General features: G+C 74.2%; 20 protein-coding genes. 10 read left to right on the forward strand and 10 right to left on the reverse strand.

The features are described 5' to 3' along the window. Positions 1-51: 51 nt before the first annotated feature. Complete coding sequence (locus tag ABD332_RS28075) at positions 52-1,251, reverse strand: FAD-dependent monooxygenase (RefSeq protein ID WP_344505177.1); 1,200 nt, start codon at positions 1,249-1,251, stop codon at positions 52-54. Between the two features lie 67 nt (positions 1,252-1,318). Here ABD332_RS28075 and ABD332_RS28080 point away from each other — a divergent pair, with 67 nt between their 5' ends. After that, entirely contained in the window at positions 1,319-2,020 is a 702-nt protein-coding gene (locus ABD332_RS28080) for a TetR/AcrR family transcriptional regulator (protein WP_344505178.1), read from the forward strand. Positions 2,021-2,108: 88 nt separating this feature from the next. Here the strand turns inward: ABD332_RS28080 and ABD332_RS28085 are convergent, their stop codons facing one another. Continuing rightward, complete coding sequence (locus ABD332_RS28085; RefSeq protein ID WP_344505179.1) at positions 2,109-3,371, reverse strand: ammonium transporter; 1,263 nt, start codon at positions 3,369-3,371, stop codon at positions 2,109-2,111. 76 nt (positions 3,372-3,447) lie between these two features. Further along, positions 3,448-4,125: a hypothetical protein gene (locus ABD332_RS28090; protein WP_344505180.1), complete on the reverse strand. Its 678-nt coding sequence runs from the start codon at positions 4,123-4,125 to the stop codon at positions 3,448-3,450. Positions 4,126-4,278: 153 nt separating this feature from the next. On the opposite strand from ABD332_RS28090, the gene ABD332_RS28095 reads away from it, so the two are divergent. The 3 genes from ABD332_RS28095 to ABD332_RS28105 all read left to right on the forward strand — a co-directional run bounded on the left by ABD332_RS28095 (position 4,279) and on the right by ABD332_RS28105 (position 10,480). After that, a complete protein-coding gene (locus tag ABD332_RS28095; RefSeq protein ID WP_344505181.1) occupies positions 4,279-8,538 on the forward strand; it encodes an MBG domain-containing protein in 4,260 nt (1,419 codons plus the stop codon). A gap of 40 nt (positions 8,539-8,578) precedes the next feature. After that, complete coding sequence (locus ABD332_RS28100; RefSeq protein ID WP_344505182.1) at positions 8,579-9,373, forward strand: alpha/beta hydrolase fold domain-containing protein; 795 nt, start codon at positions 8,579-8,581, stop codon at positions 9,371-9,373. A gap of 138 nt (positions 9,374-9,511) precedes the next feature. Further along, positions 9,512-10,480 (forward strand): serine hydrolase domain-containing protein, encoded by a 969-nt coding sequence (locus ABD332_RS28105; RefSeq protein ID WP_344505183.1) that lies wholly within the window; start codon positions 9,512-9,514, stop codon positions 10,478-10,480. On the opposite strand, the gene ABD332_RS28110 is transcribed toward ABD332_RS28105, so the two are convergent. From ABD332_RS28110 to ABD332_RS28120, 3 genes are all read right to left on the reverse strand, one after another. Continuing rightward, entirely contained in the window at positions 10,477-11,148 is a 672-nt protein-coding gene (locus tag ABD332_RS28110; protein WP_344505184.1) for a response regulator, read from the reverse strand. The two genes, ABD332_RS28105 and ABD332_RS28110, sit on opposite strands and share 4 nt — an antisense overlap. Next, positions 11,145-12,317 carry a sensor histidine kinase gene (locus ABD332_RS28115; RefSeq protein ID WP_344505185.1) on the reverse strand — a complete coding sequence of 391 codons (1,173 nt, stop codon included), beginning with the start codon at positions 12,315-12,317 and terminating at the stop codon, positions 11,145-11,147. Before ABD332_RS28115 ends, ABD332_RS28110 begins: the two co-directional genes overlap by 4 nt. 64 nt (positions 12,318-12,381) lie before the next feature. Further along, positions 12,382-14,607: an MMPL family transporter gene (locus ABD332_RS28120; RefSeq protein ID WP_344505186.1), complete on the reverse strand. Its 2,226-nt coding sequence runs from the start codon at positions 14,605-14,607 to the stop codon at positions 12,382-12,384. A 266-nt stretch (positions 14,608-14,873) separates the two neighbouring features. On the opposite strand from ABD332_RS28120, the gene ABD332_RS28125 reads away from it, so the two are divergent. Continuing rightward, on the forward strand, positions 14,874-15,698 hold the full coding sequence (locus ABD332_RS28125; RefSeq protein ID WP_344505187.1) for a tryptophan 2,3-dioxygenase: 825 nt from the start codon (positions 14,874-14,876) through the stop codon (positions 15,696-15,698). Beyond that, positions 15,695-16,369 (forward strand): 2OG-Fe(II) oxygenase, encoded by a 675-nt coding sequence (locus tag ABD332_RS28130; protein ID WP_344505188.1) that lies wholly within the window; start codon positions 15,695-15,697, stop codon positions 16,367-16,369. The genes ABD332_RS28125 and ABD332_RS28130 overlap by 4 nt, the downstream gene beginning before the upstream one ends. A 43-nt stretch (positions 16,370-16,412) precedes the next feature. Here the strand turns inward: ABD332_RS28130 and ABD332_RS28135 are convergent, their stop codons facing one another. After that, the gene (locus tag ABD332_RS28135) at positions 16,413-18,536 is read right to left on the reverse strand and encodes an MMPL family transporter (RefSeq protein WP_344505189.1); all 2,124 of its coding nucleotides are present in this window, start codon (positions 18,534-18,536) and stop codon (positions 16,413-16,415) included. A gap of 335 nt (positions 18,537-18,871) precedes the next feature. After that, on the reverse strand, positions 18,872-19,186 hold the full coding sequence (locus ABD332_RS28140; RefSeq protein ID WP_344505190.1) for a hypothetical protein: 315 nt from the start codon (positions 19,184-19,186) through the stop codon (positions 18,872-18,874). On the opposite strand from ABD332_RS28140, the gene ABD332_RS28145 reads away from it, so the two are divergent. After that, complete coding sequence (locus ABD332_RS28145; RefSeq protein ID WP_344505191.1) at positions 19,163-20,437, forward strand: protein kinase domain-containing protein; 1,275 nt, start codon at positions 19,163-19,165, stop codon at positions 20,435-20,437. The two genes, ABD332_RS28140 and ABD332_RS28145, sit on opposite strands and share 24 nt — an antisense overlap. A gap of 44 nt (positions 20,438-20,481) precedes the next feature. Here ABD332_RS28145 and ABD332_RS28150 read toward each other — a convergent pair whose 3' ends face one another. Together ABD332_RS28150 and ABD332_RS28155 are read right to left on the reverse strand one after the other, a co-directional pair. Then, positions 20,482-21,063, reverse strand: coding sequence for a hypothetical protein (locus ABD332_RS28150; protein WP_344505192.1), 582 nt, complete (start codon positions 21,061-21,063; stop codon positions 20,482-20,484). Positions 21,064-21,252: 189 nt separating this feature from the next. Further along, positions 21,253-22,281 carry a Gfo/Idh/MocA family protein gene (locus ABD332_RS28155; protein WP_344505193.1) on the reverse strand — a complete coding sequence of 343 codons (1,029 nt, stop codon included), beginning with the start codon at positions 22,279-22,281 and terminating at the stop codon, positions 21,253-21,255. A 102-nt stretch (positions 22,282-22,383) separates the two neighbouring features. Between ABD332_RS28155 and ABD332_RS28160 the strand changes: the two genes are divergently transcribed. The 3 genes from ABD332_RS28160 (at position 22,384) to ABD332_RS28170 (ending at position 26,414) form a co-directional block, all read left to right on the forward strand. Beyond that, positions 22,384-23,859: an ankyrin repeat domain-containing protein gene (locus ABD332_RS28160; RefSeq protein WP_344505195.1), complete on the forward strand. Its 1,476-nt coding sequence runs from the start codon at positions 22,384-22,386 to the stop codon at positions 23,857-23,859. Positions 23,860-23,912: 53 nt separating this feature from the next. Next, positions 23,913-24,833, forward strand: coding sequence for a carbohydrate-binding protein (locus ABD332_RS28165; RefSeq protein WP_344505197.1), 921 nt, complete (start codon positions 23,913-23,915; stop codon positions 24,831-24,833). 111 nt (positions 24,834-24,944) lie between these two features. Then, positions 24,945-26,414 (forward strand): glycosyl hydrolase family 18 protein, encoded by a 1,470-nt coding sequence (locus tag ABD332_RS28170; RefSeq protein ID WP_344505199.1) that lies wholly within the window; start codon positions 24,945-24,947, stop codon positions 26,412-26,414. The last annotated feature ends 30 nt before the right edge of the window (positions 26,415-26,444 follow it).

The raw sequence follows: 26,444 nt of genomic DNA on the forward strand, positions 1-26,444 counted from the left end.
GGGCTGCGTGGGTTCCGGCGCCGCACTACCCGCCCGCGGCGACCCGTAACGTCACGGGTAGGTGGGGAGGGCGGCATCGGTGGCCAGGCGTTTCGTGCCGGCGACCATGGACCGCTGCACCAGTCTGGTGGCGAAGAGCCGGTTGCGCAGGGCGAGCCCCCAGCCGGTGGCGGGTGCCAGGAACCGACCGGGGTTGGCGCCCTTCTGCCACCGTCCCGCGTATGCGCGCATGCGCTGCTCGTAGGCGGCGAGCGCGGTCCGGTGCTCACCCCGGGCGGCGGCGAGCTCACCGGCGAGGACGTGGGCGCCGACGAGGCCCGTCCCCACGCCCATGCCGCCGAGGGTGACACCCCAGGCCGCGTCGCCGAGCAGCGCGATCCGCCCGCGCGTCCAGCTCGGGGCGCTGACCCGGGCGATCGCGTCGAAGTACAGGTCGGGGGCGTCCGGCAACGCGTCGAGCAGGGCCGGCACGTGCCAGGGCAGGCCGGCGAACACGTGCGCGACGAGCTTCTTCTGCGCGTCCTGGTCGTGCCAGTCGACGTCCCCGCCGCCGTCTGCGTCGCCGGTGCGGAAGACCGCCAGCGCGGTGGCGCGGGAGGGGTCGTGCGGGTCGGCCGAGATGCTCGCCGTCCGGCCGGGCACGGTGAAGTAGCGGCTCGCGCCGGCCGGCGCCCCGAACGTGTTCGGCAGCTCCCATCCGGCGATGTGGTAGCCGAGCCGGTGGACGAAGTCCTGCTCGGGACCGAACGCGAGCCGGCGGACGGCCGAGTGCATGCCGTCGGCCCCGACGACGAGGTCGAAGGTCCGGGTGCCGGCCGCGCGGAACTGGACCCGCACCTCGGATCCGGTGTCGTGCAGACCGGTGACGGTGTCGCCGAACAGGTACTCGACCCGGTCCGCGCCGCGGTCGAACAGGACGCGCGACAGGTCCCGCCGGAACACCTCCAGGTCACCCCCGGCGAACGCGGCGGGCAGCGTGAAGATCTCCCGGTCGTCCTCGCCGACGCAGGTCATGGCGCCGCCGTGGGTCTGGCGTGCGCGCAGCTCGGCCAGGACGCCGAGCCGCTCCAGGACGGCCATGTGGGTCGGGCCGCGGAAGTCGACGGCGAAGCCGCTGCTGCGCAGCCGGGGTGCGACCTCCACGACGGTGACCTGGGCGCCGTGCTCGGCGAGGCGGAGCGCCAGGGCAGGCCCGGCGACCCCGGCACCGCTGACGAGCACACGGAGGGAACGAAGCGCGGTGGTGGACATGGCATTCTCCAAACTGTGTCCGTCGGATACAGAGTATGCTAGACACAGTTTCGAGAGGAAGGCAACCATGCGAGATCTGGTGACGTTGCTGTGGGAGCCGGCGGAGCCGCCGCGGCGGGGGCCGCGGCCGACGCTGACGCTGGCGGCCATCGCCGGTGCGGGGATCGCCGCGGCCGACGCCGACGGGCTGGCGGCGACCACGATGCAGCGCGTCGCCGAGAGCCTGGGCGTGACGAAGATGGCGCTGTACCGGTACGTCCCCGGCAAGACCGAGCTGGTGGCCCTGATGCTCGACACCGCCGTCGGCGCGCCGCCGGACCCGGTGCCGGGCGCGGACTGGCGGGAGACCCTCGACGCCTGGGCGAAGGCGTTGTTCACGCGGTTCCGCGAGCACCCGTGGACGCTGGAGGCCGCCGTGGGCGCGCGCGTGCTCGGCCCCTGCGAGCTGACCTGGCTGGAGCGCGCGGTCGCCGCCCTGACCGGCACCGGGCTGCACGGCGGCGAGATGCTCGACGTGGCGGCCACGCTCAGCGGCCACGTCCGCAACCTGGCCCAGCAGATGTCGGCGGCGTCCGCGCCGGACGGGCTGGAGAGCGAGCTGGGCGGGCCGATGCAGGCCGTGCTCGCCGGGCGCGAGGACCGGTTCCCGGCGGTGACCGCCGCCCTCGCCTCGATCCGGACGACCGGAGGGCAGGATCAGGCGCTCGACTTCGGCCTCGCCCGCATCCTCGACGGCGTCGGCCTGCTCATCGACAGCCGCCGGCACTGAACCGCCGGCCGGCGGAGCCCGCGGCCATCCACAGTGGACGGCCGCCGCCGCGCGGCACCTGCGGGCGCCGCGCGGCGCGATGGGACGGCTACGCGAGGTGGCTGATCCGCCCGCCGGTGGTGGGGTGCTGCTCGTAGGCGCTCTCGGCGTGGATGACCAGGTCGAGGCCGCCACGCTCGTGCTCCGGGGCGACCCGGAAGCCGACGGTGCGGTCGACGGCCTTCGCGACGAGCCAGGTGGCGCCGAACGCGTAGACGGCGACGACCAGCACCGCGAGCGCCTGCCGGCCGAGCAGACCGGCGCCGCCGCCGAACACGAGGCCGTCCTCGCCGCCGGTGACCACCGCGGTCGCGAGGACCCCGATGAGCACCGTGCCGATGAGGCCGCCGACGCCGTGCACCCCGACGACGTCGAGCGAGTCGTCGTAGCCCAGCCTGTACTTCAGGCCGACGGCGTAGCAGCAGGCCACGCCGGCGACGGCGCCGATGACGAGGGCGCCGAGCGGGTTGACGGAGCCGCACGACGGCGTGATCCCGACCAGGCCCGCGACCGCGCCCGAGGCCGCGCCGAGGGTGGTCGGGTGCCCGTCGCGCCAGCGTTCGACGATCAGCCAGCCGCCGACCGCGGCGGCGCCGGCGACCTGCGTGTTGAGGAACGCGGTCGAGGCGACGCCGCCGGTGGTCAGCGCGGAGCCGGCGTTGAACCCGAACCAGCCGAACCACAGCAGCCCGGCCCCGAGGATCACCAGCGGGAGGCTGTGCGGCCGCATCGCCTCGGTGCGGAAGCCCAGCCGCGGCCCGAGCACCAGGGCGAGGGCGAGCGCGGACGCACCGGAGTTGACCTCCACGACGGTGCCGCCGGCCAGGTCAAGGATGCGCAGGTGGGTGGCGATCCAGCCGCCGCCGAACACCCAGTGCGCGATCGGGACGTACACCAGCAGCACCCACAGCGCGACGAACCCCACCCAGGCGCCGAACTTGGCACGGTCGGCGATCGCCCCGCTCAGCAGTGCCGCGGTGATGATGGCGAACATCAGCTGGAAACCCGCGAACGCCATGGTCGGCACCGAGCCGGTGAGGTCGGTGGGGCCGATCCCGGCCATGCCCACGTGCTCCAGGGACCCGATGAGGCCGCCGGCGGAGTCCTTGCCGAACGCGAGCGAGTAGCCGGCGACGACCCACACGACGGTGACGACGGCGAGGCAGGCGAACGACATCATGAGCATGTTGAGGGCGCTCTTGATGCGCACCATGCCGCCGTAGAACAGCGCCAGCCCCGGCACCATCAGCAGCACCAGCGCCGCGCTCACCAGCAACCAGGCGGTGTCGCCCGAGCTGAACCCCTCCGGCATCGACGGACCCTCTCTCTTCGGGTGTGGTCCGTGATCGCCGTTGATCGCGTGGCATGCAGCGTCGCGGCAATGCGTTTCACCCGTTGTACGTCCGCGTTTCGAACATGTTTCCGCCGTCACACCCCTGACCTGCCAGGTGGGTCTCCCCGGGCCGCAGCCACATCCGGACCGCGGCCACGGCGCCGGCGACGCTGGCGAACACGAGGCCGCACGCGAACGCCCGCTGCGTGACCGTGAAGGAGTCGGACAGCAGGGTGCCGGCCGCCACGACGACCTGCACACCGAACGCCACCGCGATGGTCGTGCCGACGATCGCCTCCGCCGTGAACTGGGGATCGAACATCCGGTGCAGCGTCGTGGGCCGTACCCCGCCCCCTACGGTGACCCGGTCCGTCGCCAGATGGGTCCGCTTCCCGTCGGCGGCGGCGAACAGGGACGCCCGGATGCGGGCGATGTCCCGGTCGTACGCCCGCAGCGCCGCGCCGAACTTCCGCACGCTGGCGAGGATCAGCAGGCTGACCAGGCCCAGCGCCCAGGCCATGGAGGAAACCCCGACCGCGACGTCCTCCCAGTTCGCCATCTGCGCGCTGATCGCCACGAAGAACCCGACGATCGCGACGAGCAGCGTGAAGAAGTACCCCAGGAACTGGTTGCGCTCCTGCTCGATGTGCCGGTAGTGCAGCCAGTGCTGTTGCCCCTCGTACATGAGTGCATCCGTCAACAGGCGCTCCCGCTCGAAATCGCTCAGACTCACTGCGCCAGCGTCGGATGCGGGCCGCCGATGATCATCACCCCGCGCGGGTGAGCGGGTCCGGAGGATCGTCGCCCGGTGATGGCAACCGCCCGGCACCGAGCACGCAACCGGTGGACGATCAAGCGGGCGGGGCAGGGTGCCGATACGGCGCCTATGACCCGTCGAGACCGTTTCCTGGCGCTGGTCCTGCTCGCGACGCAGGCGGCGCTCCTCGGCATCGGCCTCGGGACCGGGGTGGGGCCGGCCGCGGCGGCCGGACCGGGCGCGGTCGTCACCGATCCCGGCTGCCTCACGACCGTCGCGGCGCGCACGGACGACGGGTCGTCGGGGGCGGTGCCGCTCGGGTTCCCGGTCAACTTCTTCGGCACGACGTACGACAGCATGTACGTCAACAACAACGGCGACGTTACGTTCGGCGGCCCGTACACGGGGTTCTCGGGGCTGGACCTGGCCGCGTTCGGCAGCCCGATCATCGCGGTCGCGTTCTTCGACGTCGACACCCGGGCGGCCGGGACGAAGCCCGTGTCGTTCGGCCCGATCACGTACGCCGGGCGGCCCGCCTACTGCGTGAACTGGGTCGACGTCGGCTACTACAACAACGGCTCGGACCGGCTCAACAGCTCGCAGCTGGTCCTCGTCGACCGGTCGGACACCGGCGCCGGGAACTTCGACATCGTCATGAACTACGACCGGCTGGCATACGAGCCGGCCGGCGGGCTGACCGTCGGCTACTCCAACGGCACCTTCACGTACGTGTACCCGGGCTCGGGGGTCGCCGGCGCCCTGGTCGACGCCAACACCGGCACCGGGTTGGTGCACAGGTCCGGCGGGCGGTACGTGCACCGGGTCCGCGGCGGGCAGCCGAGCGCGCCCGGCGCGCAGACCATCGACTTCCCGGCACCCGGCGACGTCGTCTACGGGGTCGCGCCGTTCCCAGCCGGCGCGGCCGCATCGTCCGGGCTGCCGGTCACCCTCGCCGCCGCCGGCGCGTGCACCGTGTCCGGGGACACCGTGACCGTCACCGCCGTCGGCGCCTGCACGCTGACCGCGAGTCAGGCCGGCGACGGCACGTACACCGCGGCGCCGCCCGTGACCCGGGTCTTCCAGGTGGCCAAGGCGCCGGTGTCGGTGGCCCTCGCCGGGCTCACGCAGACGTACGACGGCTCCGGGCGCGCCGTCACCGCGTCCGCCGACCCGGATCCTGGCACGGGAACGATGTCCGTCACCTACGACGGCGCCGCCACCGCCCCGGCGCACGCCGGCAGCTACGCGGTGCGGGCGACGTACACGTCGGCGACGCACACGGGCACCGCCTCGGGCACCCTCGTGGTCGCCAGGGCGCCGCAGACCATCACGTTCCCGGAACTCACCGGCCGCAGGTACGGCGCCGGACCCGTCCGCCTCGCCGCGTCCACCGGGGCCGGGCTGCCAGTCCGGTTCGACGCCGGCGGCCCCTGCACCGTGGACGGCGTGACCCTGTCGGTCACCGGCGTCGGCCAGTGCACGGTGACCGCGACGCAGCCCGGCGACGCCGACCGTCTCGCCGCTGCGCCGGTCACGCGGTCGTTCGCCGTGGCCAAGGGCGCCGCCACGATCACGCTCGGCGGGTTGTCGCAGGTGTACAGCGGCGCGCCCCGGCCGGCGACCGTCACCGTCGAGCCGTCCACCGCCGGTGCCGTCGACATCACCTATGACGGGTCCAGGACGCCGCCGACCGCCGCCGGCACCTACCGGGTCGTCGCCACCGTCGACGGCGCCCACCACCAGGGGAGGCTCACCGCGACGCTGACGGTCGCGAAGGCCGCGCAGACTGTCGACTTCGCCGGCCTGGACGCCGCGACGTTCGGCGACGCGCCGCGCCCGCTGCGGGCCACCGCCTCGTCGGCGCTGCCGGTCCGGTTCACCGCCACCGGCGGGTGCGAGGTGCGCGCGGGCGAGCTCGCGTTCGTGCGGGGCGGCGAGTGCGCCGTCACCGCGCACCAGGACGGCGACGCGAACCGGCTCGCGGCGCCCGCCGTGGTCCGCTCCGTCGAGGTGGCCCGCGCCGTGCAGGCCGTGACCCTGACCGCGCCGCGGCGGCTCACCGTCGGCGGCCCGGCCGGCGCCGTCACCGCCACGTCCAGCGCCGGGCTGCCCGTCCAGGTCACCGTCGGGGGCCCCTGCGCGCTGGGCACCGCGCTGGCGCCCGTGCACACCGGCACCTGCACCGTGACCGCCGCCCAGCCGGGCGACGAGTCGCACCTGCCGGCGACCGCCGCGACCGCCACCGTCCCGGTCTCCCCCGGCACCGCCACGCTGCATGTGGGTGGGCTCTCGCAGGTGTCCGACGGCGGCCCGCGGGCCGTGCGGGTGAGCACGACGCCGGCCGGGCTGACCGGGACCGCCGTCACCTACGACGCCCGCGCCCGGGTCCCGTCGGCGCCGGGCACGTACCGGGTCGTGGCCACGCTCGACAACCCCGACTGGGTCGCGGCCCCCGTCGTCGCGACACTGACCGTCGCCCAGGCGGCGGCGGTGCCGGTGGCCGACCCGGCGACGGGGGCCCGGCCCTCGCTCGCGCCCAACGCCACGATGTCCACTGTGGATGGTGTACCGGCGGCCGTCACGCTCGCGCCCGCGACCGGGGGCGGCGTCACGCTCACCGGCAGCGGCTTCACCGCCTCCGTCGCCGCGGTCGGCGCGGACTCCACCCGGCAGCCGCTCGACGCCGGCGGGAACCTCGTCGTGGACCGCGGGCACCGCGTGTCGGTGACGATGACGGGGTTCGCCGCGAAGACCCGCACGGACGTGTGGCTGTTCTCCGACCCGGTGCTGATCGGGCAGGTGACCACCGACGAGCGCGGCACCGTCACGGCGGAGCTGCCGGTGCCGGCGACGCTGCCCACGGGCCGGCACGCGCTGCAGGTCAACGGCGTCACCGCCGGTGGCGCGCAGCGGTCGCTGAGCGTCGGGCTGCTGCTCTCCGACATCCCCTCCGCGCCGGCGGTGTCGCCCGTCGCCGTCGCACCGCCCGGCGTCGACCGGCCCGCCGTCGCGGCGCCGGCCCTCCCGGCCGCCGTCGACGTGCTCGCCCAGTTCCCCGCGTACCTGCCCGCCGCGCACGCGGACGCTGTCGTCAACACCGCCGTCGCCGGCTTCACGCTCCTCGCCATCACCGCCGGCGCGGGCGGCGTGGCCGTCGCGGGCGGCGGCACCGTCCGTACGAAGGCCGAATCCCGCAAGGCGGGCAAGATCGCTTCCGGCTCGTCCAAGCACTTCAAGGAGAAGTGGGACGGCAGCGGCCGCGGCGACAACTCGTCCAGCTGGCGGCTGCTGCCGACCGGCTGGCTCGACCGGCGCAGCCTGGACCTGCCGCAGCGGGTCGCGCCGAAGTCGCCGCTGCTGGCCAGGCTCCTCACCGACGGCTCCTACCTGCGGGCGATGCTCGGCGGCGCCTGGTGGGCGGTGCCGGCCGCCGGCGCGGTCCTCGGCGCCGTCGCCGGCGTGCAGGGCCACGGCTCGCCGCTGCCGCCCGCCGGGCTCATGCTGGCGCTCGTCGTGCTCGGCATCTTCGACGCGTTCGCCGGCCTCGCCGCGGCCGTCGCGTTCGGCGCGGTCGTCGCCGCCGCCGGCGGGGTCACCTCGACCGGCACGCTGCGCCTGCTGCTCGGTGTGAGCGCGCTGTGGTTCGCGATCGCGCTGCTCGCCGGCGTCGTGCGCCCCTTCCGTCGGCCGCCGCCGCGGCGCGGGCTGGACTGGTGGACCCGCGGCGGCGACGTGCTCATCGCGTCGCTCACCGGCGGCTGGGCCGTGCAGAAGAGCATCGGCGCGCTGGACGGCCTCGCCGGCCACGAGCTGCCGATCGCCGGGTCCGCGGATCGGATCGCGCTCGCGGCGCTCGCCGCCATCGCCGTGCGGATCGTGCTGGAGGGCGTCGCCGGCTGGGCGTACCCGGCGCGGCTCGGCGCCGTCCGGCCGGAGAAGCTGCCCAAGCCCGGCAAGGTGCAGCGGCTCGCCGCGATCGGCCTGCGCACCGCGCTGTTCGTCTTCGTCGCCGTTCCGTTCCTGGGCATGCCGTGGCAGCTGTGGGCGGGTGCCGCGCTGTTCCTCGTGCCGCAGGTCCTCGGCGTGTACGAGGACGCGTTCCCGAACAAGCCGCGGCTCTTCCGCGTCCTGCCGAAGCGCGTCGTCAAGACGGTCTTCATGATGCTCGTCGGCACCGTCTCCGGCCTCGCCCTCGCCTGGCTGCTGGACGACCCGGCGGCGCGGATCGTCAACGGCTTCGTCCTGCTGTCCCTGCCGGGCCTGGTGTTCTCGCTCGTCGAGCTGTTCGGCCGCGAGGGCGAGGAGCGCGAGCAGACCTGGCGCCGCGAGCTCGCCGGCGGCGCGGTCGTCGCCGTCGGCATCGCCGCGGCCCTCGGTGCGTTCTCGTAGGGTCAGCGCCGCCGCGACGCGTTCTCGTAGGGTAGGCGCCGTGACCTTCCATCCCGTGCCCGAACCCCGCAAGACGCTCACCCACGCCAACTGCGTGGTCTCCACGCCGCTCGGGTACCGGCCGCTGCACCTGGACCTGCACGTGCCGCCCGGCGACGGCCCGTTTCCCGTGGTGCTGTGGATCCACGGCGGCGGCTGGATGACCGGCAGCCGCGTATGGACGGTCGACCAGCGGTTCCACGAGCGGATGGTGGCCCGCGGCTACGCCGTCGCCGACGTCGACTACCGCCTCGCCCTCGAGGCCACCTACCCGGCGCAGCAGGCCGACGTCGAGGCCGCCGTCCGCTGGCTGCGCCACCACGCCGCCGCGCTGCGCCTCGACCCGGCCCGCTTCGCCGTGCTCGGCGAGTCCGCCGGCGGCCAGATCGCGGCGGTCGCGGCCCTCACCGGCACCGGCGACACCGCGATCCAGGCCGTCATCCTCTGGTACGCCCCGGCCGACCTCTCCACGGTCCCGCGCCAGGACGACCCGTTCATGTTCCCGGCGATCCTCCTCGGCGGCCCCCTGGCGGAGCGGCAGGCGTTCGCCCGGCACGCCAGCCCGCTGCACAACGTCCACCCCGCCGCGCCGCCGTTCCTGCTCGTCCACGGCACCGACGACGAGACCGTCCCGTTCGAGGAGGCCACCGGCTTCGCCGAGGCGCTGCGCGCCCAGGGTGTCCGCTGCGACGTCCTCCCCGTCGACGGCGCCGGCCACGTCTTCACCGGCGCCACCGTCGAGGTCGGCACCCTCACCGAGGCCGGCGCCGACTTCCTCGACGACGTCCTGCGCTGACGGCAGCCACATCCGGCCCGCGGCACCGCAGACGTCGGGCCCGGCAGTGTCGTCCATGCCGACGCACTGCAGTGACGCGGCCGGGCGGCCGCGCGGGCACGACGCCCGTCGCGGCCGGGCGCAAGGCAGACTCAGGCGATGACCATTGACGCGCTCGTGCGGCAGGCGCCGATGCCGGCCGTCGCGGTGGCCGTGTTCACCCGGGACGCGCAGCTGGAAGAGGTCGTGCACGGGGTCGCCGACCTGGAGACCGGCCGGCCCGCCACCCGGCACGACTGGTGGGACCTGGCGAGCCTCACCAAGGTCCTCGTGACGGTCCCCGCGGTCCTGGATCTGGTGGCCGGCCGGCGGATCGGGCTGGACGAGCCGCTGGGCGCCGCGTGGCCGGGCGCGCGGCACGCGCCGTTCGCCGGCGCGACCATCGCACAGCTGCTCAGCTACGACGCCGGGCTGCCCGCCACCGTCCCGTTCTTCAGGGAGGGCGCCGACGTCGTGGCGGCGGCGCTGCGGACGCGGACCGTCGGCGCCGGGGCCGCGTACAGCGACGTGAACTTCATCGTCCTCGGCGCGATGGTCGAGGCGCTCACCGGCCGGCCGCTGACCGAGGCGGCCGGGCGCCACGGTCTGCGGTACGCGCCGCTGCCCGGACCCGCGGTCGCCACCGAGCGGTGCGCCTGGCGGGGCCGGCTGATCTGCGGCGAGGTCCACGACGAGAACGCCGCGGCGATGGGTGGCGTCGCCGGGCACGCGGGCGCGTTCGGGACGATCGGGCAGGTGGCCAGGATCGGGCAGGACTGGCTGTGCGAGCGGGTGAGCACCCCGGCGCTGCACCGGTCGGTGCGCGAGTGCTGGGCGGAGGGCGGTGGGGAGCGCTTCGGCCTCGGCTGGTGGCTCGCGCCCACCCGGGGGCTGGGCGGGCCCCGCGCGGGCGCGGACGGCTACGGCATGTCGGGGTTCGTCGGCAACCGGATCTGGCTCGAGCCCGCCCGCGGCTACGGCGTGGTGGTGCTGAGCAACCGCATCCACCCGGTCCGTACACCCCGCGAGCCGTTCGCCGCGTGGTGCGACGAGCTGCTGACGACCGTCGCGGACGCGATGGGGCGCTAACCCGGCGTGGACGGTGGGACGAGGCCGTTCTTGTACGCCAGGACGACCAGCTGGGCCCGGTCGCGGGCGCCGAGCTTGGTCATGGCCCGCTGCACGTGCGTGCGGACGGTGAGGACGCTGAGGCGCAGCTCGGCGGCGATCTCGTCGTTGGACCGGCCGTCGGCGGCCAGCTTCATGACCTCCAGCTCACGGTTCGTCAGGTCCCGCAGCTCGGGCGTGACGACGGGCACCGGCCGCGGGGCGGCGAGGAACTGCGCGATCAGGGCCTTGGTCGCTCCCGGGGACAGCAGGCTGTCGCCCGCCGCGACGGCGCGGATCGCCTCCAGCAGCGTGTCGGTGGTGACGTACTTGCCGAGGAACCCGCTGGCGCCGGCGCGCAGGGCCCGGGCGACGTGCTCGTCGTTCTCGAAGGTGGTGAGGATCAGCACCCGGGTGCCGGCGAGGGCCGGGTCGGCGCAGATGGCCTCGGTGGCGGCCAGGCCGTCGGTGCCGGGCATCCGCACGTCCATCACGACCACGTCGGGGTGGTGCCGGCGGGTGAGCTCGACGGCGGCGGCACCGTCGGCGGCCTCGGCCACCACCGACAGGTCCGGGCAGGAGTCGATCAGCAGCCGGAACGTGCCGCGCAGGAGCGCCTGGTCGTCGGCGAGCAGGACGCGGATGGTCACGGCGCCTCCCGGGCCCGCAGCGGAAGGGTGGTCACGACCTCGAACCCGCCGCCGCCGTCGCTGACCCGCAGGTCACCGCCGATGGCGTGGGCCCGCTCGCGCATCCCGACGATGCCGAAGCCCGCACCGTCCGCTGCCGTCCCGCCGGTACGGGTGGCGTTGGCGACCGTGATGGTGAGGGTGCCGCCGGTGTACCGCAGGCGCACGCAGGCGGTCGCCGGCGCCGCGTACTTCGTGGCGTTGGTCAGGGCCTCCTGGATGATCCGGTAGGCGGTCAGGTCGGCGCCGGGCGGCAGGGGGCGCGGCTCGCCCTCGACCGAGAGGTCGACGGCGAGCCCGGCCGACCCGCACACCTCCAGCAGCTCCGGCAGCCGGGCGAGCCCGGGCGTGGGCTCGAGGGGGTCGGCGTCGCCGGCCTGGCGCAGGACGCCGACGGTGTGCCGCAGGTCGAGCATGACCGACGAGGTGGTGACCTGCAGGTCGGCGAGGAGCTTCCGGGTGAGGGCCGGGTCGCCGTCGAGGAGGTGCGCCGCCGTGCCGGCCTGGGCGTTGGCGACGGCCATGTGGTGGGCGACGACGTCGTGCAGGTCGCGGGCGATGCGCATGCGCTCCTCGGTGACCCGCAGCCGCGCCTCCTCCTCGCGGGTCCGCTCGGCGTGCTCGGCGCGGGCGTGGACCGCGTCGAGGTAGGCGCGGCGCAGCCGGGACCGGCTGCCCATCGACAGGGGCAGCAGCAGCCACAGCGCGGGCCCGATGACCCGCAGCAGCACCGTCCCGTCGAGGTGGTCGACGCCGACGGCGGCGCACACGACCAGCGCGGTCGTCACGCCGCCGTAGGTCCACGCCGTCCGCGACGAGGTCGAGGCGGCCAGCCAGTACAGCGCGACCATCACCGGCGCGAGCAGCAGCGGGGTCAGCAGGTAGCCGAGGCCACCCAGCACGACGGCGCAGGCGGCGGTGACGACGACCGTGGCCCGTGGGTGCTCCCGCGCCCTGAGCAGCGCCAGGCAGGCGAGCCCGGCCAGCACGTCGGCGACCCAGACGTGCTCGGCGCGGCCCTCGCCCGGGCCGACGAGGTGCGCGCCGAGGACCGCGCCGGCCAGCAGCGCGACCGCGATGACGCCGTCGGTCAGCCGCGGATGCCGCTCCGCGTACTCCAGGCTGACCATCCGCGCTCCTCATCGTGCCGCCGACGTCGAGTATCTCCCGGGCCGGGACGGGCCCGGTCCGGGTTCACCGTTCGTGACTGGACACCAGCTCCGGCGTGACCGGGTCGCGGGTGAGGCGCTCGCCCTCGACGTCGACCTTCGGCAGGATCCGGTCCAGGCGGCGCGGCAGCCACCAGGCGCGGTGACCGAGCAGCGCCAGGGCCGCGGGGACGATCGCCATCCGGACGACGAACGCGTCGAAGAGCACGGCGCTGGCCAGGCTGAGCCCGATCATCTTGATGAACTGGTCCGGTTCGCTGATGAACCCGCCGAAGACCGCCATCATGATCAGCGCGGCGGCGACGACGACGCGGGCGCTGTGCCGGAACCCGGTCCCGATCGCCTGGTGCGGCGTCTCGCCGTGGACGTACGCCTCCCGCATCCGCGACACGAGGAACACCTCGTAGTCCATGGCCAGCCCGAACACGATCCCGATCAGGAAGATCGGCACCGCGCTCATGACGGGACCGGTCTGCGCGACACCGAGCAGGTCGGCGGCGAAGCCCCGCTGGAACACCAGCACCAGGACGCCGAGCGCGGCCAGCACGGAGAGCAGGAACCCGAGCGCCGCCTTGACGGGGACCAGGATCGACCGGAACACGACGAGCAGCACCAGCACGGCGAGCCCGACGACGGTGGCCAGGTACGGCAGCAGCGCGCCCTGGATCTTGCCGGCCAGGTCGATGTTGACCGCGGTCGTGCCGGTGACCTGGAACGTCGCGCCGGTGCCGGCGGCCAGCCGGGTCCGGGCGGCGCGCAGGTCGCGGACGAGGTCCTTGGTCGCGGCGTCGGTCGGGGCGGTGGACGGCACGGCGTCGAGGATCGCGGTGTCGCCGGCGTCGTTGAAGTGCGGCGGCGACACGGACACGATCCCGGCCGTCGCGGCGACCCGGCCGGCGATCGCGGCGACCGCGGCCTGCGGGTCGGGCGCGCCCTTGGCGTCCACGACGAACATCAGCGGGCCGTTGAACCCCGGCCCGAACGCGGTCGCGAGGGCGTCGTACGCGCGGCGCTGCGTGGTCGTCGCCGGCCGGGCCTCGTCGCCCGGCATGCCGAGCCGCAGCCCCGCGGCGGGCACGGCGAGGGCGCCGAGCAGCGCCACCCCGGCGAGCAGCACGGCGACCGGGCGGCGCAGCACGAACCGGGCCCACCTCGCACCGCCGCGTCCGGCCTCGACCGTCGCGGGGCCGCCGCGGCCGGTTGAGGCCGTCGCGGGGCCGCCGCGGCCGGTTGAGGCCATCGCGGGGCCGCCGCGGCCGGTTGAGGCCATCGCGGGGGCGCGGCGGGCGGCGCGGGACAGGACCCGCTCCGGGGCGAACCCGAGGACGGCGGGGACGAGGGTCAGCGCCACCAGTACCGCCGCCGACACCGCACCGACGGCGGTCAGGCCCATCTTGGTCAGCATCGGGATGCCCACCACCGCCAGGCCCGCCAGGGCGATCACGACGGTCAGGCCGGCGAAGGCGACCGCGGACCCGGCGGTGCCGGCGGCGAGGAACACCGCCTCCTCGGCGGGCAGGCCGCGGGCGCGCTCCTCGCGGTACCGCGTCACGACGAACAGCGCGTAGTCGATGCCGACCGCGAGGCCGAGCATGAGGGCGAGCGTGCCGGTGGTCGCGGACAGCCCGAACGCGTGACTGAGGGCGAGGATCGACAGCATGCTCACCGCGACCCCGAGCAGCGCGGTCAGCAGCGACAGGCCCGCCGCCGCCAGGGACCCCAGGGTGATCAGCAGGACGACCGCCGCGAGGGCGACGGCGACGAGCTCCGCGGTGCCCGCCGGGCCGCCGCCCTCCCCTTCCAGTGCGCTGCCGCCGGCCTCGACCGTGAGCCCGGAGACCCTGGCCTCGCGGGCCGCCGCGGCGAGCTCCGCGCGGCTGGCGGCGCTGACCCGCGCGGCCGTGACGGTGTAGGTGACGTTGACGTACGCCGCCGAGCCGTCGCCGCTGACCGCGCCGTCCTCGAACGGGTCGCCGGCCATCGCCACCTGGCCGCCGCCGGCGAGCCGCCGGGCCGCCGCCTCGACGGCCGCCCGGTAGGGCTCGTCCGTCACCTGCCGGCCCGCCGGCGCCACGAACACCACGGTCGCGCCGCCGGCGTCGGCCGTGATCCCGGGGAACCGCTCCCGCAGCACGTCGAACGCCAGCTGCGACTCGACGCCGGGCACGGAGAAGTCGTCGTCGGGGGCCGGCGGCGCGGTCAGCCCCGCGACGACCACCCCCGCGAGGACGGCCAGCCAGGCGAGGACCACCGGTCCCCGGCGTCTGAAGCACCAACGGCCGAGCCGAGCCAACATCGCCGCCACGAGGTCTCCAATCCGGATCTTCTGGAAGCCTTGACGATGCCGTCCGGGGGTGTCCCGTGTCGTCGTGCACATCCGGGCGGCCGGCTACGTAATCCGAACCGGTTCCCCGAGTCCAAGGTCATGCGGACGCAGTATTCGATCATTGACACCCGTCACTAAAACTCGGTAGCGTGACGCCCGGAAATGCATCAAGTGATGCTTGTTAAATACGCATGAACGGCGTATTGCTTCATGCGGTAGAAGCGGAGCGGACCGTTTATATGGCCGGCGACAACCAGCATGAGCACGGAATGTCCGGGCCGGTCTTCGCCGTCGGCGGGCCGACCGCATATGACGAAGTGGTGCGGTTCACCGACGCGGTCAGGGCATTGCGCCCGCTGCCGGAAATACCGCACCCCGATTTCCTGCTGTTCCAGACGCTGCATCTCACCGCGGAACTGCTCTGGTACAACATGCATTTCGACATCGTCCGCGCCGCAGATGATCTGCGCGCCGGGAATCACCGGTCCGCGCACCGCCTGGTGCGCCGCGCGACGGAGTTGCAGCGGCTGACGGTCACCCATCTCGGCCAGGTCCGGTCCGGCATTCCGCAGACCGAGTTCCTGCAGATCCGGGCGACGCTCCCGGACGGCGGCAGCGGCCTGGACTCACCCGGTATGCGCAACCTGCACAAGGCGTGCCGGCATCTGTGGCGCTGCTTCTGCGCTGCGATGGAGTCCGCCGGCGCGGCGTCGGAGGCGGAGCTGCTGGACGCCGGCGAGGCCCACCCGGACCTGCGGGCGGTCGCGCTGGAGATGCTGGACCTCGACGACGCGATGCTCGGCTGGCAGCAGGAGCACCAGCGGATGGTGTGGGCCCGCCTCGGCGGCCACCCGACCCTCGACGACGGCACCGCTCCGCTCAGCCTGACCGGGCGGTCCGTCGGCGTGCTCGACCGGTTCGTCGCGCACATGCGCTTCCCCCGGCTGTGGCAGGCCGTGCAGGACCACCACGAGTCGATGGCCAAGCAACAGGCATGCGGAGGGACCCACCGATGACCGGCACCGCCTGGCAGCCGCCGCAGGACCTGCCCTTCCACTGGCACGTGTACGACGTGGGGCACCTGCTGCCCGACGGCTGGGACGCGGCGCTGCTCGACGTGGCCCGCGAGCACGCCGTCCGGCGCGTCTTCCGGCCCACCATGTCCACCGCCCGGGAGATCCCCGACGCCGAGATCCCGATGCACAGCGTCGACGGCGAGGTGCTGCGCCTGGCCGCGCCGTGGACCTTCGACCTGTACAGCGGCTGGTTCAAGCAGCTCGGCGAGCGGACCGCGGAGGAGAAGCTGGAGGAGACCAGCAGCGACAACCGTGCGCTGAGCCTCAACATCCAGCAGGGGATCACGATGCGGTACCCGTGCCACGTCGACAGCAACCCCATGCAGGGGCTGCTGTACCTGACGTCGTGCACCGAGGAGACCGGCGGCGGCCTCGTCGTCGCCCGCGACCGCGCCGCCCGGGACGTCGCCGGCGTCGACGCGGACGCCATGCGGATCTACCCGTCGGCGGGCCAGCTGTACTTCTTCGACGCCCGCCGGCACGCCCACTACGTCGAGCCGCTGCGACGCGACGACGCCGTGCGCGCCGTGCTCACGATGAACTACTACTCCCCGTCGTGCCCGGAGACGATCCGGCCCTCCGGGCTCGACGAGCAGCTGTTCGGCCGCTGACGCAGGCGCTCCGGGCCCGACGGGCAGCTGTCCGGGCGCCGGCTCAGGCGATCGTCACCGGTTCCCGTTCCGGCAGCGTCGTCTCCTTCAGGCCGACCCGCTGGTGCAGGCGACGCAGCGGTCCCGGCGCCCACCAGTTCCACCGCCCGAGCAGCGTCATCGTCGCCGGCACGAGCAGGCAGCGCACCACGGTCGCGTCGATGAGCACGGCGGTGGTCAGGCCGAGGCCGATCTGCTCGATGCTGCCCATCTGCGCCGCCGCGAAGCAGCCGAACACGATGACCATGAGCAGCGCGGCGGACGTGATGACGCGGCCGGTGTGCTGCAGGCCGCGGCGGACGGCGGTGTCGGTGTCGTCGCCGCCGTCGACGTACTCCTTGACACGGCCGAGGAGGAACACCTCGTAGTCCATGGAGAGGGCGAACGCGAACGCGAAGAGGATGACCACGACGAACGGGTCGAGACCGCCGACGGTGAGCGTGCCGAGGACGCCGGCGAGCCAGCCGTGCTCGAACACGGCGACCATGACGCCGAGGGTCGCGCCGAGGGAGACGACGTTGGCGAGGATCGCCTTCACCGGCACGACCAGCGAACCCGTCATGGCGAACAGCAGCACGAGCATGGCGGTGAGGGTGATGCCCAGCGCGAGCGGCAGGTCGTCGACGATGAGGTCGACGAGGTCCACCAGCACCGCGGCGTCACCGGTCACCCAGGACTGCACCCCGGCGGGCCGGTCCGCGCGCAACCGCAGCACGAGCTCCTGGGCGGCGTCGTCCTGCGCCCCGCCGCGCAGGCTCAGCTCGACGGCGGCGAGGCCGTCACCGACGGGCTTCGCCGGCTGCACCTTGCCGACGGCCGGATCGCCGGACCAGCGGGCGGCGTAGGCGTCGAGCTCCGCGGCGCCGGTCCGGGCGACGACCGTGAGCGTCGGGGCGAACGCCCGGCCGAACCGGGTCTTGAGCTCGTCGGCGACCCGCACCGACTCGATGCTGCGTGGGAAACCCTCGAGGCCTGGCAGCTTCACGGTCGCCGACAGCAGCGGCAGGCCGGCGGCGAGCAGCAGCGCCGCGGTGACCACGGCGACGAGCGCCGCCCGGCGCTGCACCAGCGCGGCGAGGGCGGCGAAGAACCCGCGCCCGGCCTCGTCCCGCCGGGCGCGGCGGGCCGGTTTGAGCCGCTTGCGGGCCAGGCCGATGAGCGCCGCCGTGAACGTCAGCGACACCAGCATCGCGACCAGCGCGATCGACACACCGGCGGCGCCGAGCGCGGTCAGCTGCCGCACCGAGAAGGCGAGGAGCCCGGCGAGCGCGGCGGCGACGGTGAGGGCGCTGAACAGGATGGTGCGCCCGGCGGTCGCCCAGGCCCGGCCGATCGCGTCGCCGGGGTCGAACCCGGCGGCCAGTTCCTCGCGGTAGCGGGCCACGAGCAGCAGCCCGTAGTCGACGGACAGCCCCAGCCCGAGCAGCGACGCCACGGTCAGCGCGTTGGAGTCCACGTCGGTGAACGTGGTGAACACGTACAGGACGGGGAAGACGGCGGCGACGGACACGACCGCGGCGAGCACCGGCACCCCGGCCGCGATGAGACCGCCGAACACGATGACGAGCACGACGAGCGTCAACGGCAGCGACAGCAGCTCGGCGCGGCTCCGGTCGCCGTCGAGGGTCCGCCCGGCGTCCCGGCTGATCGTCGCGGACCCGCCGACCCGGACCGCGGCGCCCGCGGGCAGCTCGCCGCGGAGCCGGTCGAGCTCGGCCTCGACCTTGTCGACGGCGGCGTTGCGGGTCGGCTTGTCGACCTTCTCCAGCGTGGCCACCACGAGCAGCGCCCGGCCGTCGGCCGACACCGCCGTCGCGTCGACCTTGCGCACGTGCTCGACCCCGCGCAGCCGCCCGGCGGCCGCGTCGACGGCCGCCCGCACGTCCTCCGCCTTCGGGTCGACGGCGTCCACCAGCCCGACGACCTGCCCGGACGAGTCCTCGGCGGTGCCGATCAGGTCGTACGCCTCGATCGACTCGACCTTCTTGCGCACGCTGTTGGTCTCGGAGATCGCGTCCAGCAGCGGCCCCGCCGCCAGGACCCCGCCGATCACCGCGACCAGCCACGCCCCGAGCACCCACCACCGGTTCCGGAAGCACCAGCCGCCCAGCCCCGCCATGAAACCCATGGAGCAGAAACCTGCCAGACGGCGCGGAAGGTTGCTCGGGCGGGGTCGGCGATCAGCGAACGGCGCCGCCGGAGTGCCGGTTCGGCGGACCCTGGACAAGGCCGGTGCCTGGTAGTCGTGGAGGTCATGACTGCCGGCGCCGTGTCGTTCCAGAGCCAGCTGCCGACGGGCAGGGCTGCCCACCGCGCAGCCGTTGCCGGGTGCAAGGTCGTGCCACACCTGTGTCCTCGGATCTGAAGGGCCACGACCATGCGAACGCCGCTGCTGACCGTCACCAACATCGTTGATCCCGACGACCCCGGCCAGGACGAGCTGTACGAGTTCGACGCCGAAGGTCACCGCAGGACGTTCGGACGCGACGACCGGGCCTGCGACATCGTGATCTGGTCGGCGCACAACGGCACAGCGCTCGCGCGGGTCGCCGGGGAGATCTGGCGATGGGGCGACGAACTCTGGGTGCGGAACCTGTCGACCACGCACGAGCTGCAGATCGCGACGCCGGGGAACCCGCCGGAGCCGCCGCTGCGGCGCAGGCGCGACGGGCAGGCCCGGGGCTCGGCGTGCAGCGTGCCGGCGCCGCTGGCCGTGCTGACCAGACCAGGGAACGATTTCGCCGGGAGGTGGCGGTGCTCGAGGCGCTCGCCGGCCACCCGAACATCATCCGGCTCCGGGCCGCCGCGGCGCCCGGAGCCGCGACCATGTGGCTGGCCAGCGACCTCTGCGAGGAGTCCCTCGCCGCCCGGCTGCGCCGTGGCGACGTGCCGGTCGAGGAGGCGTTCGCGATCGCCGACGACCTGCTCGCCGGCCTCGGCGCGATCCACGGCAGCGGTCACCTGCACCGCGACATCAAACCCGAGAACGTGCTGCTGGACGGCGGCCGGGCGAAGCTCTGCGACCTCGGCGTGACGGCCGCGGTGGCGGCGCACACGGAGCACAACCTCGCCGGCACCGGCCCCTACCTGGCGCCCGAGCTCGCGGCCGGGCAGCCGACGGTCCGCAGCGACATCTACGCCGCGGCGCTCGTCATCGACACGCTCTTCGCGCCACATGACCTCGAACGGGTCAACGCGCTGCTGACCCGGGCATCGTCCGCGCGGCCGGTGGACCGTCCGGTGGACGTCGCCGCCTTCCGGGCCGCGCTGGCCGGCTCGCGCCAGCCGGTGCCGCCTGCGGCCCCGCAGCGGCCCGCGCAGGACGAGGGCCCGCGGACGGCGGTGCCGGCTGCCGCAGGTCGCCGGCCGGCGCCGGCGAGGCGCCGCCGGACCGCCACGCTGGCGACGGCGGGAGTCGCGGTGCTCGCCGCCTGCGCCGCGGCCTGGTGGTTGAACTCACCGACCCGCGACGCCGCGCCCGACTCGGCAGCCACGAATCCGGCGTCAGGAGTCGTCGTCGCATCGTCGGCCGCCACCGCGTCGCCGGCACCGTCACCGTCGCCGTCGGCGACCGCCAGTCCGACCCCCTCGGTCGGCGTGTCGCCGCTGCCGACGCTCATCTCGGCGAGCACCATCCAGGGGACGATCACCGTCCCGAGTCCCCCGCGACCGGGCCCCGCGACCGGCAAGCCCGTCTCGTCGAACGACGGTGACGGCTGCTACGCCACGGCCGTCGACGGCGGTTTCAACGTCGCCGCCAACGAGGTCGTCGCCGGAGGTCCGAACTTCACCAGCGCCGCGTGCCGCGACATCCACATCAGGCTCACCTCGGCGCCGGCCCGTACCTACGCGCGGTCCTGCACCGAAACCCCCGACGGCGCCACGGTCACCGGCTGCAGCGCGTGGATGGCGCTGCCGGGCGGCGGTGCCTGGGTGACGCTGTCGACGGCGGTGCCGGCGGACAGCCGGTGGCAGCTGCAGATGCAGGCGGAAAGCGCCGGTGAGCTGGCCTTCCAGTACACGGGCTGACCGCGCGGACCACTCCGTCCGCGCGGCCTGCCCTCCGGGTGGCGCTAGCCGAAGCTGACGCCGTGCTGGTCGCGGGGCAGCGTGCGCCAGCCGTCCCCGTCGCTCATCACGTCGCCCATGGCGCTGGTCCAGGCGGTGTACGTGCCGCGCGGGTGGCTGTACCAGTTCGACTGGCAGTTGAACGTCGGCGCCGTGGTCGTCAGCACGCTCGGCGCGCGGTACTGCTTCTTCCACGTGCAGGTGCCCTGGCTGACCCGGCCGGCGAGGTTCCAGCCGATGCTGACCTGCAGCTCGTGCAGCGCCAGGTTCTTCGCCTTCGTGAGCCGGCTCAACGGGCAGCTCGCCCCCGGCGGCAGCGACACGCTGCAGTCGACGGGCCAGTCGATGCGGAACTCCCCGCGCGCCCGCACCTGGTTGCCGTAGTTGATCCAGTCGACGCAGGTCCGTTCGCTGACCCGGGCCCACTCGTTGCTCGTCTGCCAGATGGTGAAGTTGGTGTACGCCGAGCACATCGACTTCCGCTCACCCGCCGCCGACGCCGGTCCCGCTCCCGCCGTCACGACCAGCCCGGCCGCCACCGCCAGCGCACCCAGCGAGACGCCCAACCTCCGAGGGATCGATCGCATGATTGCTGCTCCTCTCGTGTCCTCCCGCGTCGGAGACCCCTTGGCGCGGCCTCCGACGAGGAGTCTGCGGAGCATCGGCCTCTTCCGGTGGGCAGGCCTGCCCGCCGGAAGGCACCGGACCGCACGCAGATGGCCGCCGCCCCGCGTATGAGCAGGTCGACGGCCATGCGTGGACGGTGAGCGGCGGTGTTACTCGTTGGGGTAGGTCAGGCCGATCTGGCGGCGGATCTCGTCGAGGGTCTGCATGATCGTCAGGGTTTCGGCGAGGGGCAGCAGCGGCGAGTCGGTGGCGCCCGCGGTGAGCAGGTCGGCGAAGTGGGCCGCCTGGTGGACGAGGCCCTCGTGGCCGGTGATCGCGGGTGGGGCGGACTCGCTGACGTCGCCCGTGACTGTGGTGAGGCGGACGGCCTGCGGCTGGTAGAACGGGCCGGCGAGCTCGATCCGGGCGGCGGTGCCCGAGATGCTCGCGGTGGTCGGTGACGCGGCCGTCTGGGTGGTGGAGACGATGCCGTGGGCGCTGCCGGTCCGCAGGACCGCGGAGACCTGGGCGTCGACGCCGGTCGTGGTCATGGTGCCGGTCGCCTGGATCTCCTCGGGGGCGCCGAGGACGAACGAGGTGAACGAGACGGGGTAGATGCCGAGGTCGAGCAGGGCGCCGCCGGCGAGGGCCGGGTTGAGCAGCCGGTGCGTCGGCGGGATGTCGAAGTGCTGGCCGTGGTCGCCGATCACCGTCTGCACGTCGCCGAGCGCGCCGTCGGCGAGCAGCTGCCGCACGACGTCGTAGTGCGGCAGGAAGCGGCTCCACATCGCCTCCATCAGCAGCAGCCCCGAGCCGCGCGCCAGCTCGATGAGCTCCGCCGCCTGGGCCGCGTTCTGCGTGAACGCCTTCTCGACCAGGACCGGCTTGCCGGCGCGCAGCGCGAGGAGGGTCTGCTCGTGGTGGTGGCTGTGCGGCGACGCGACGTAGACGGCGTCGATGTCGGGGTCGGCGACGAGCGCCTCGTAGGAGCCGTAGGCGCGGCCGCCGCCGTGCCGGGCCATGAACTCCTCGGCGCGCTGGAGCGAGCTGGAGCCGGCGGCGACCACCCGCGACCTCGAGTGCCGGTGGACGGCGCCCGCGAACTGGTCCGCGATCCAGCCGGGCGCGATGACGCCCCACTTGATCGGCGGCGCGTCCTGGGGGTCCGCGGTGCGCGCGGTGGGCAGTGCAGTGCTCACGGTCGTCCTCACGTCGGGTGTGGTCCTCCCCGAAGCTACACGACGAAGATCCGGACCCGGCGCGATAGCGTTGGCGGCCGTCCACCGACCCCGGGAGCGCCGATGTCCGCCATGCCGCCCAGCGCGCAGACCTTGCGCAGGTGGCTGCGGCACCGGCGGTACGGGGTGCCGCCCGCCATGATCGACGCGGCGACCGAACGCCGGCTCGCCGGGGACTGGCGCCGGGCCTGCGCCGCCGCGCACGTGACGCCCGACATCGACCTGCGCGCCGTCGAGTGGGAGCACGGCCGCGCGGTCGCCGCCGCGGTCGAGGACGACCTGCGGCACCTGGCGCCCGACCTGCTGCGCTGGCACGAGCCGCTGCACGGCCACCACTCGTGGCCGGCCGCCAGCCGCCCCGTCCCGATGACCCGGCTCGCCGGCGGGCTCGGCATCCTGCTGGCCTCGGGGCCGAGGAGCGGCGGCCGGCGGCTGTTCCGGCTGCGATTCGGCGGCGTCTCCCCCGTCGCCCCGCTGGTCGACCGTCACCTGTGGGACGTCCGGCAGGCGCCCGGGCTGCGCGGGCTGTGCGGGCCGGAGCCGGTCAGCACCGACGCGGCCTGCCCGCACGCGACCGGCCGGCAGCGGGAAGCCGCCGCGGCCGCCGGGATCGACGCCACCGGCCTGGCCGAGCAGGGGTCGGACGACAGCCTGGCGAGCCACCCGCTGGTCTGGTCGAGGCTGGTGCCGGCCGCCCGCGCCCTGCTGCACCGGCACGGCAGCCCCGGCGGGACGGTCGACCTGGGCGAGGGCTGGCTGGACCTCAGGGAGCGGCCGACGATCGTCGCCGGGCCTCCGCCGCGACACGCGCCGCTGCTGCAGATCTCGGACTGGCAGGAGCCGCTCGACGCCGAGCTCGTCCGCCACGGCCTCATCGATCCCGACGCCCTGCATCCGCTCGTCCACGACGCGCTCCTGCCCGGCCGTCCACAGTCGCCGCCGCGGCACGGGCCGCTGGTGCCCGCCGTCGTGCCGGTGGAGTGCGGCGGGCGGGTCCACCGGCTGGCCGCCCGCGACGGCCAGTGGCACCCGCTGGACCACGACCCGCGGGACCTGGCCCGCGAGGAGGCCCTGGCCGCGCTCGGCGGACCGGCGGAGGGCTGCGCCGACGTCCTGCTGGGCTGGCGGACCGGCAGCCGGGCGGACTCCGGGCTGCTGCCACCGCCGGTCCAGGACCTGCACGACGAGCTCTGGCAGCGGGTGGCGTACGGCGACACCGACGGCGTCCTGCGGCTGCTCGGCGACGGGTTCCCGCCGGCCGCGGACCGGGGCGGCGGCACGCTCCTGCACGCCCTGGGCTCGCTCGACCACGCGCGGATCCTGCCCCGCCTGCTCGCCCTCGGCCTGGACGTGCACGCCCGGACCAACACCGGCGACACACCGCTGCACGCGGCGGCGAGGTCGTCGTCGGACGCTGCCGCCGACCTGGTCGAGGCGCTGCTGCGGGCCGGCGCCGACCCGCGGGCGGTGAACCACCGCGGGCAGCGCCCCGCGGACCTGGCCGGCACCCCCGAGGCGGCGGCCGTGCTGCGGGCATGACGGCGCGTCTCCCGGCTGGCGAAGGGGCACCGGGGTGACTATCTTCGTGGTCCATGACGGATGGCGACGGAGACGCCGAACCGCTGCGCGTGCCCCCGTGGCTCGCCGGGCTCGGCGCCGATCCGGACCGTCCCGCGGCCGGTGGGACCTTCCGCCCCGAACCGGCCGACGCAGCCACTCCCGTTCCCATAATCCAGGACGAGCCCGTCCCTGTAGGTGAGACGCCGGGCGACGCGGCGGACTGGGCCGCGGCGCCGGACCGCGACGGCTGGCACGTCGCCGACGAACCGTCGGAACTGCGCGGGCTATGGGTGTTCTGGCGGTCGCGGCTGATCGTGGCCGGCGTCGCCGCGGCCGTGTCGCTGCTGGTGATCCTGGCCGTGGCGGCGTACTTCGGCGACGACGATCCCACTCCCGTCACCCCGCCGGTAGGCCTGCCCGCGCCGGCCCCGTCACCCACCGACGCGCCGTCCCTGACGCCGGACCCCGCGCCGGCCACGCCGTCGGAGGCCGCGCCCGCGTCGCCGTCCCCGGCCGCCGCGCGGACGACGTCCCCGCCGCCGAAATTCGGGCCGGTCTCGTTCGAGGCCGAGGCGCCCGGCAACACGCTCGGCGGCTCGGCGTGGGTGGACCGCTACCCCGGCGCCTCGGGCGGCTCGATCGTGCGCAATCTCGGCGACTGGGGCAGCCGCGCCGGCGACGGCGTGCTGACGTTCAACAACGTCGAGGTCCCGGTCGCCGGCACGTACACGCTGAAGCTCTACCACGTGAACATCGACAACGAGCGCACCAGGACCGCCGTCGTCACGGTCGACGGCCGCGATCCGCAGCGGGTCACGCTCGACGGCGGCTCGACGTGCTGCACCGCGTCGACGCTGAAGGTCCAGCTGCGCAAGGGCGGCAACACCATCTCGGTCGCCAACCCCGACGGGCACGCGCCGTCGGTCGACCGCATCGTGCTGTCCCTGCCCTGACCCCGGGCCGCGGCGTGCCGAAATCGATCGCCGTCTTGACTGACGGTTGTTGATGTGTCTACCGTCTCAACACGCTTTTAACAAAGTTTCCTAACTGTTGGTGAGGTGAACGTGAAACGATCCCTTCGCCAGGTCCTCCTGGTCGGGGCCGTCGTCGCCGCCGTGGCCGGAGCGACCGCTATCGTGCCACTGGTCCAGGCAAACGCCGCCGCCGCATGCGCTCCGGCATGGAGCGCGTCGGCCGTCTACGTCAAGGACAACGTCGTCTCGTACCAGAGCCACAACTACACCGCCAAGTGGTGGACCACGAACGAGGTGCCGACCGCCAGCGGCCAGTGGGGCGTGTGGGCCGACAACGGGGTCTGCGGTGGCGGGACCGATCCCACCACCCCGCCGCCGACCTCGAAGCCGCCGACCTCGCAGCCGCCGACGTCGCAGCCGCCCACCTCGCCGCCGCCGCCCGGCGGCAAGAACGTCGTCGGCTACTTCGCCGAGTGGGGCGTCTACGCCCGCAACTACCACGTGAAGAACATCGTCACCAGTGGCTCGGCGGCGAAGCTGACCCACATCCTGTACGCCTTCGGCAACACCAGCGGCGGGCAGTGCTCCATCGGTGACTCGTACGCCGACTACGACAAGGCGTACACCGCGGCCGACTCGGTCGACGGCGTCGCGGACACCTGGGACACCGGCGCGCTGCGCGGCAACTTCAACCAGCTGCGCAAGCTCAAGCGGCTGTACCCGAACATCAAGGTGATCTGGTCGTTCGGCGGCTGGACCTGGTCCGGCGGCTTCACGCAGGCGGCGGCGAACCCGACCGGCTTCGCGAACTCCTGCTACAACCTGGTCAAGGACTCCCGCTGGGCCGACGTCTTCGACGGCATCGACATCGACTGGGAGTACCCGAACGCCTGTGGCCTCAGCTGCGACGCCAGCGGCCCGGCCAGCTACAACAACGTCATCACGGCGCTGCGCAACAAGTTCGGGCAGAACTTCCTGGTCACCTCGGCGATCTCGGCCGACGGCTCCAACGGCGGCAAGCTCGACGCCGCCGACTACGCCGCCGGCATCTCCAAGCTGAACCTGGTCTTCCCGATGACCTACGACTACTACGGCGCCTTCAGCCCGCAGGGCCCGACGGCCCCGCACTCGCCGCTGAACTCCTACTCGGGCATCCCGACGCAGGGCTTCTGGTCCGACGCGGCGATCCAGAAGCTCAAGTCCAAGGGCGTCCCGGCCAGCAAGATGCTCCTCGGCATCGGCTTCTACGGCCGCGGCTGGACCGGCGTCACCCAGGCCGGCCCGGGCGGCACCGCGACCGGCCCGGCGCCCGGCACGTACGAGCAGGGCATCGAGGACTACAAGGTCCTGAAGAACTCCTGCCCGGCCACCGGCACCGCCGGCGGCACCGCCTACGCCAAGTGCGGCAGCAACTGGTGGGGCTACGACACCCCGGCCACCATCGCGGGGAAGATGACCTACGCCAAGCAGCAGGGCCTCGGCGGAGCCTTCTTCTGGGAGTTCTCCGGCGACACCAGCAACGGCGAGCTCATCACCGCCATCAAGAACGGTCTCGCCTGACGCCTGAACGGTCTCGCCTGACCAACGTCG

The sequence above is a fragment of the Dactylosporangium maewongense genome, from assembly GCF_039531485.1.
Classification (GTDB): domain Bacteria; phylum Actinomycetota; class Actinomycetes; order Mycobacteriales; family Micromonosporaceae; genus Dactylosporangium; species Dactylosporangium maewongense.

Bases quoted from the DNA above. Each gene is read 5' to 3' on its own strand.
- ABD332_RS28165 (WP_344505197.1), top strand. From the start codon at position 23,913: ATGACGGATGGCGACGGAGACGCCGAACCGCTGCGCGTGCCCCCGTGG.
- ABD332_RS28160 (WP_344505195.1), top strand. From the start codon at position 22,384: ATGTCCGCCATGCCGCCCAGCGCGCAGACCTTGCGCAGGTGGCTGCGG.
- ABD332_RS28150 (WP_344505192.1), bottom strand. From the start codon at position 21,063: ATGCGATCGATCCCTCGGAGGTTGGGCGTCTCGCTGGGTGCGCTGGCG.
- ABD332_RS28080 (WP_344505178.1), top strand. From the start codon at position 1,319: ATGCGAGATCTGGTGACGTTGCTGTGGGAGCCGGCGGAGCCGCCGCGG.
- ABD332_RS28085 (WP_344505179.1), bottom strand. From the start codon at position 3,371: ATGCCGGAGGGGTTCAGCTCGGGCGACACCGCCTGGTTGCTGGTGAGC.
- ABD332_RS28075 (WP_344505177.1), bottom strand. From the start codon at position 1,251: ATGTCCACCACCGCGCTTCGTTCCCTCCGTGTGCTCGTCAGCGGTGCC.
- ABD332_RS28115 (WP_344505185.1), bottom strand. From the start codon at position 12,317: ATGGTCAGCCTGGAGTACGCGGAGCGGCATCCGCGGCTGACCGACGGC.
- ABD332_RS28130 (WP_344505188.1), top strand. From the start codon at position 15,695: ATGACCGGCACCGCCTGGCAGCCGCCGCAGGACCTGCCCTTCCACTGG.
- ABD332_RS28095 (WP_344505181.1), top strand. From the start codon at position 4,279: ATGACCCGTCGAGACCGTTTCCTGGCGCTGGTCCTGCTCGCGACGCAG.
- ABD332_RS28135 (WP_344505189.1), bottom strand. From the start codon at position 18,536: ATGGGTTTCATGGCGGGGCTGGGCGGCTGGTGCTTCCGGAACCGGTGG.
- ABD332_RS28105 (WP_344505183.1), top strand. From the start codon at position 9,512: ATGACCATTGACGCGCTCGTGCGGCAGGCGCCGATGCCGGCCGTCGCG.
- ABD332_RS28125 (WP_344505187.1), top strand. From the start codon at position 14,874: ATGAACGGCGTATTGCTTCATGCGGTAGAAGCGGAGCGGACCGTTTAT.